This is a genomic window from Streptomyces sp. NRRL S-1813 (assembly GCF_000719605.1).
GTDB classification, from domain to species: Bacteria; Actinomycetota; Actinomycetes; order Streptomycetales; family Streptomycetaceae; genus Streptomyces; species Streptomyces decoyicus.
In genome coordinates, this window is the sequence record NZ_JOHB01000010.1 from 226739 (window position 1) to 232853 (window position 6115).

Genomic DNA, 6115 nt, shown 5'->3' on the forward strand with positions numbered 1-6115 from the left:
CCTTCGGGTCGTCGCGGTGCGCCAGCCTCCGCCGCCCGGGTCCCGGAGCGCGGGCCGCTCAATGCGCGGTCCAGCCCCCGTCCAGCACCAGAGAGGCGCCCGTCATGAAGGACGCCTGCGGAGTGCAGAGGTAGGCGACGGCCTCGGCGACCTCCTCCGGTTCGAGCAGCCGCTTGAGGGCGGAGTCGGCAAGGAGGATGTCGGCCAGTACGCGTTCCTCGGGGATGCCGTGGGCGGCGGCCTGGTCGGCGAGCTGCCGTTCCACGAGGGGGGTGCGGACATATCCGGGATTGATGCAGTTGCTGGTGACGCCGTGCGGGGCGCCCTCCAGGGCCGCGGTCTTCGACAGCCCTTCCAGGCCGTGCTTGGCGGCGACATACGCGGATTTGAAGGGGGACGCCCGGAGGCCGTGCACGGAGGAGATGTTGAGGACGCGGCCCCAGCCCTGTGCGTACATATGGGGCAGTGCGCCCCGAAGCAGCCGGAAGGGCGCCTCCAGCATGATGGTCAGCACCTGGTGGAAGACCTCGGGCGGGAACTCCTCGATGGGGCGGACGAGCTGGAGGCCCGCGTTGTTGACGAGCACATCGGCGCCGGCCGCGGCCCGTTCCGCGGCGTCCAGGTCGGTGAGGTCCAGGAGCCGGGGTTCGATGCCGCCCGGTGCGCCGTCCGGGTGAGCCGCCACGAGGCCGTCCAGTCCCGCGGCGTCCCGGTCGACCGCGCGCACCGTCGCGCCGGCCGCCGCCAGCCGCAGGGCGCAGGCGCGTCCGATGCCACTGGCCGCGCCGGTGACGAGCGCGGTGCGGCCGTCGAGGTCGAGGGATACCGGGCCTGGGGTGCCGATCACGGTCATGTCCGCACCCTAGGCAGCGGCCGGGCGCCGCTCCGATGTGCCCCGGCACCACACTTCGCGGACCGGGCATGGGGACGGCGCACGTCAGATGTGGTGCCCGCACCCGCCTTCCCCGGCACGGCGGGTGGCCCGCCGCGGCTCGCATCGGCCCCCGTGCTTCACCCGATCGGCCGCCCCGGATCGCCTCGCTCCCGGCGGGCCCCTAACGTCGTACGACGCAGCGTGCCGTCTGCGCACCGCCGCCACAAGGGAGTCCTACATGCGGAGGCTCATCGCCGTGCCGACTGTGCTGCTCGCCCTGACTGCCGCGGGCTGCGCGGACGACGGGGACCCGACGACCGCGGCATCGTCGTCGACGGGCACCGGGCCGCGCCCGGAAGGAACTCCGGGCAACGGCCCCGCGTCCCCCACCGTCCCGGGGCAGCCGATGGAATGCGGCGTGCTCCGCGGCGCACTGGGCGAGGCAGGCGACGTCACCCTCTACGCGGACCCCGGGGCCGGCGGCACGGTGGGCTGCGACGAGGTCCGTCAGGTGATGGCCGAGTTCTTCGTGCGGGCGCCGAAGGAGGCCCGTGACGACCGGGGCTCCCTGGCCGTACGGGGCTGGTTCTGCCAGTTCGAGAGCGGCCCCACCGGCACCTGGATCACGGCCTGCCGCAAGGACGACCGGGAGATGCACACCGAGGAGCCGTCCGGCCGGCCCACCGACCCGGCTCCGTCCGAGGAGCCCGGCTCACCGGACGGATCCGAGCTGCCCACGCTTCCCGGAGAGCCCTCCGGCCCGATGGACGAGCCGTCGACGGAGGAGCTGTAGGCCTCCGTCGCCTGGGGAAAGCCCCGGCACACCCCGGAGCGCCCTGGAACACCCCGGAACATGCGGGAGCGACCCCGGAGACGTGCCTCAGGGCTGCTGCCCCTCCGGCTCCTCCCCCATCCCGTGGAACCACGTCGGCCCGGCCTCCAGCGCCCGCTTGATGCGGGTGAGTGCGTACTCCTCCAGCTCCGGCAGGGCGTCGATGTCGAACCAGCCGACCTCCAGCGACTCGTCGTCATTGACCTGCGCCTCGCCGCCGACCGCCCGGCAGCGCAGCGTCACGTCCATGAACTGGCAGACATCGCCATTGGGGTAGTGGGTGGGCGGCATGGTCTCGACGAGGACGACGCCCTCGGGGACCACCACCACCGCGGTCTCCTCGTAGACCTCGCGCATCGCGGTCTCGGCCGGCTGTTCGCCGGGCTCGGGGATACCACCGATCACCGACCAGCCACCGGTGTCGGCCCGCTTGCCCAGCAGGACACGGCCCTGGTCGTCGAAGACGACCGCGCTCACCCCGGGCAGCCACAGCAGCTGCCGGCCGATGGAGTTCCGGAGGTCACGGATGAAATCGGGGGTTGCCATGCCCCGACCCTACGGGACGTCCCCGGCGGGTCCCCGGCCCTGTGGGGAACGTGCCGCGTACGTGCCGCGTACGTGCCGCGTACGGCGCTCAGGTGCCCGCCGGGGTCCCCTTGCGCGGCCGGAGCCGGCCACGGATCGCGCGGACGGCGCCCTCGGCGTCATCGACGGTGATGGTGAAATCGCGTCCGTCATCGAGCCGGAGCACCACGCCCTCACCGCGGCGGACGACCACGGCCGTGCCCTGTTCGGGGCGCCAGCGGTAGCCCCAGCCTCCCCAGTGGCGGGGGGTGACCTGGGGCGTGAACTCGGCGCCGACGACGTCGTCGAGCGGGATCCGGCGGCGTGGCACCCCTATATGGCCGCACCGCACCTCCAGGCAGTCCTTGTCGACGCGGACCGCGACATGGACGTAGGCGAGCGTGCCGAAGAGCACCAGCAGGCCGACCGCGACACAGCCGACCACCGACATCACCAGGGGCGCGAGGCCCGCGGTCCAGTTGCTGTCGACGGCGAGCTCGATGCCCAGCGCCAGACAGGCCGCGCCGATCGCGGCCAGGAGCCACTGGATGCGGTTGGTGGCGCTGCCGTGCCAGACCTCGGGGATCTCCGCATGGGAGCCGCCGCTGGGGCGCGCTCCGCTGTCGGCGCCGTCGGTCGTGCCGGGGTCGTCGGGGGCTGCTGCCCCCTCGTGGGGGTGGTCCCTCATGAGACGCAGCGTACGCGTCTTTGCACGCTATGGCAGTGCGTCGGACGAGCCGTTCACGGCCCGGACCGCGGTGCCGCCGACGTCATGGCTGACGTCAGCGGCGGGCGGCCGCGGCGGCACCATCGGCCACCGGAGTGGCCTCTGCGGGGGCCCCGGGTGCGCGGTCGGTACGGCCGGCGGCGAGCAGCCGGCCCTCGGCGTAGACGAGCGCAGTGGCCGGAAGCCCCGCCGGGCGGCCGCTGAGGATCACGCTGAGTGCGCCGGTCGGGGCGGCAGCCGGCGCCGGCTCGGCGCCGATGCGGCGCAGCGCCTGGGCGGCGACCGCCTCGGCGGAGCCGTGCAGGGCGAGGGCGGGGGCTCCGGGCTGCTGGAGGGCGGCGCGGATCCGTTCGGCGACCAGCTCGTAGTGGGTGCAGCCCAGGACGACGGTGCGCACGTCCCGCGGGGTGCGATGCGCGGCGGCGGCGATGGCGGCGTCGATCGCGGCCTCGTCGGCGGCCTCGACCGCGTCGGCCAGCCCCGGGCAGGGCACCCCGGTGATCTCCACGCCGTGCCCGAACCGCTCGATCAGATCCCGCTGGTAGGGGCTGCCGGTGGTGGCGGGGGTGGCCCAGATGGCGACCGGGCCGCCGCCGGCCGCCGCGGGCTTGATGGCGGGGACGGTGCCGATGACCGGGACCTGGGGTTCCAGTTCGGCGCGGAGGGCCGGCAGCGCATGCACGGACGCGGTGTTGCAGGCGACGATCAGGGCGTCGGGGCCGTGCGCGGCGGCGGAGCGGGCCACCGCCAGCGCATGGGCGGTGACATCGTCGGAGGTACGTGGGCCCCAGGGCATGCCGTCGGGATCGGAGGAGAGGACCAGGTCGGCGTCCGGCCGCAGTCGCCGCACGGCGGCGGCCGCCGCGAGCAGCCCGGTCCCGGAGTCCATCAGCGCGATCTTCACCCGGACACCTTACTCAGCCGCGCGTCCGGCTTGTCATACCGGGCGGGACGGCCGGGTGCCTTCCGGGGCCGGGCGCACCGCACCCGACGGGCGGCGTCCCGGTCCGTCCCTCCGTACCGGTCCCTTCCGTCCCGTTTCCGGGACACCCTCCCGATCGCCGGTGCATGCCGGATGCGGTGCGGCAGACTGCGGCCGTGGGAGCGATGGAGTGGATCGGTGCCGGGTCCCTGCTGGCCTGGGTGTGGCTGTTGCTGGGGCAGGGCTTCTTCTGGCGGACGGACGTACGGCTGCCGGACCGCCGCGATCCGGAGCGCTGGCCGACGGTCGCGGTGGTGGTCCCGGCGCGGGACGAGGCCGCGGTGCTGCCGGACAGCCTGCCGTCGCTGCTCGGGCAGAAGTACCCGGGCCGGGCCGAGGTGTTCCTGGTCGACGACGGCAGTACGGACGGGACCGGTGCGCTGGCCCGGCAGCTGGCGGCCGCGCGCGGCGGGCTGCCGCTGACGGTGTCCGCACCCGGCGAGCCGGAGCCCGGGTGGACGGGCAAGCTCTGGGCCGTACGGCACGGGATCGCGCTGGCGCAGGAGCGCATCGCGCCGGAGTATCTGCTGCTGACCGACGCGGATATCGCGCACGACCCCGGCAGTCTGCGGGAGTTGGTGGCGGCGGCCCGGTCGGCGGGGCTGGATCTCGTGTCGCAGATGGCACGGCTGCGGGCGGTGACGTTCTGGGAGCGGCTGATCGTGCCGGCCTTCGTCTACTTCTTCGGGCAGCTGTATCCCTTCCGGTGGGTCAACCGTCCCGGGGCCCGGACCGCGGCGGCGGCCGGGGGCTGTGTGCTGCTGCGGCGGGAAGCCGCGGAGCAGGCGGGTATCCCGGACGCGATCCGGCATGCGGTGATCGACGATGTGACGCTGGCGCGAGCGGTGAAGCGCTCCGGCGGCACGATCTGGCTGGGGCTCGCGGACCGGGTGGACAGCGTGCGGCCGTATCCGCGGCCGGCCGAGCTGTGGCGGATGGTCTCGCGCAGCGCCTACGCCCAACTGCGGCACCAGCCGCTGCTGCTGCTCGGCACCGTCCTCGGTCTTGCGCTGGTGTACCTGGTGCCGCCTGTCGCGCTGGCGGCCGGACTGGCGGACGGGGACACGGTGGTCGCCACGCTGGGCGGGGCGGCCTGGGCGGTGATGTGCGGGACGTATCTGCCGATGCTGCGCTACTACGGGCAGCCGCCGTGGGCGGCGCCGCTGCTGCCCTTCACCGCGCTGCTGTATCTGCTGATGACCGTGGATTCGGCGGTACAGCACTACCGGGGGCGCGGCGCGGCCTGGAAAGGGCGGACATACCCGGCGCCCTGAGCGGCGCCCCCGGTGCCGGCGTCACTTGCGGGCCGGTGACCAGTCCAGGCCCCATCCGTACGCGTTGTCGATGGTGCGCTGCGGGCTGACGCCCGGCTCGGGGACGAGGTAGCGGGCCTCGCGCTGGACGACGAGTTCGCTGCCCGTGTTGGTGATCAGGGCCAGCGCGCAGACCTTGGAGGGCACCGTGCAGGCGTCGAGCGAGAACTCGACGGGGGCGCCGTGCTGGGGCTGGAGGGTGACGGTCGCGCTCAGGCCCTCGAAGCTGCGGGCTCCCGCGTAGACGGTGACGAAGATCAGGATGCGCTTGATGCGCGCCTGGTGGTCGAGGTTGATGGTCATGTTCTCGCCGGCGGCGACGGCGCCGGTGCGGTCGTCGCCGTCGAGCTGGATGTACGGCGGGGCGTGCAGGGAGCCGAAGTTGTTGCCGAGCGGGTGGATCACCCCGGCGGCGCCGTCGGTGAGTTCGTACAGCACGCACAGGTCGAGGTCGAGCTCGCCGGACGGGGGCAGCAGCGCTCCGCGGGCACCCATGGCCTGCATCGCCTTGAAGCCGAGCTTCTTGCCCAGCCGCTTGCCTGCCGTGCCGCTGTTCCAGTTGAGGTTCACCCGCATCGCCCCGGAGGTGCCACCCTGCTTCGTCAAGGAGACGGCAGGGGCGTCCTTCGTGAGGGTGACTTTCGTCAGACGAACGGGAGAGGGCGCCGGGGCGGGCGCGGGCTGCCCCGGAGGCGGTGGGTAGGAGGCCGCCGGTTGCCCCGTCGGCGACGGGGGCGCGGGCGCCATGGGCGGCGGGGCCGTCGGAGGGGCGGGCGCCGGGGGTGCGGCGGGCGGCGGGGTGGGCATGGCCGACGGCGGGGGC

The 6115-nt window shown here is 74.2% G+C and carries 7 protein-coding genes; 2 read left to right on the forward strand and 5 right to left on the reverse strand.

The features are described 5' to 3' along the window. Positions 1-58: 58 nt before the first annotated feature. Positions 59-853 carry a 3-hydroxybutyrate dehydrogenase gene (locus tag IF67_RS0117735; RefSeq protein ID WP_030986737.1) on the reverse strand — a complete coding sequence of 265 codons (795 nt, stop codon included), beginning with the start codon at positions 851-853 and terminating at the stop codon, positions 59-61. Between the two features lie 259 nt (positions 854-1112). Between IF67_RS0117735 and IF67_RS0117740 the strand changes: the two genes are divergently transcribed. Then, a complete protein-coding gene (locus IF67_RS0117740; protein ID WP_030986739.1) occupies positions 1113-1667 on the forward strand; it encodes a hypothetical protein in 555 nt (184 codons plus the stop codon). 87 nt (positions 1668-1754) lie between these two features. Here the strand turns inward: IF67_RS0117740 and IF67_RS0117745 are convergent, their stop codons facing one another. The 3 genes from IF67_RS0117745 to IF67_RS0117755 all read right to left on the reverse strand — a co-directional run bounded on the left by IF67_RS0117745 (position 1755) and on the right by IF67_RS0117755 (position 3901). Next, on the reverse strand, positions 1755-2252 hold the full coding sequence (locus IF67_RS0117745; RefSeq protein WP_030079487.1) for an NUDIX hydrolase: 498 nt from the start codon (positions 2250-2252) through the stop codon (positions 1755-1757). A gap of 88 nt (positions 2253-2340) precedes the next feature. Continuing rightward, positions 2341-2958, reverse strand: coding sequence for a hypothetical protein (locus tag IF67_RS0117750; RefSeq protein ID WP_030986741.1), 618 nt, complete (start codon positions 2956-2958; stop codon positions 2341-2343). Between the two features lie 94 nt (positions 2959-3052). Next, complete coding sequence (locus tag IF67_RS0117755; RefSeq protein ID WP_030986743.1) at positions 3053-3901, reverse strand: glutamate racemase; 849 nt, start codon at positions 3899-3901, stop codon at positions 3053-3055. Positions 3902-4104: 203 nt separating this feature from the next. Between IF67_RS0117755 and IF67_RS0117760 the strand changes: the two genes are divergently transcribed. After that, positions 4105-5253, forward strand: a complete 1149-nt coding sequence (locus IF67_RS0117760) for a glycosyltransferase (RefSeq protein ID WP_030986745.1) — start codon at positions 4105-4107, stop codon at positions 5251-5253. 21 nt (positions 5254-5274) lie between these two features. Here the strand turns inward: IF67_RS0117760 and IF67_RS0117765 are convergent. Further along, positions 5275-6115: TerD family protein (locus IF67_RS0117765; protein ID WP_420708677.1), on the reverse strand; the 841-nt coding region annotated here is incomplete at its 5' end.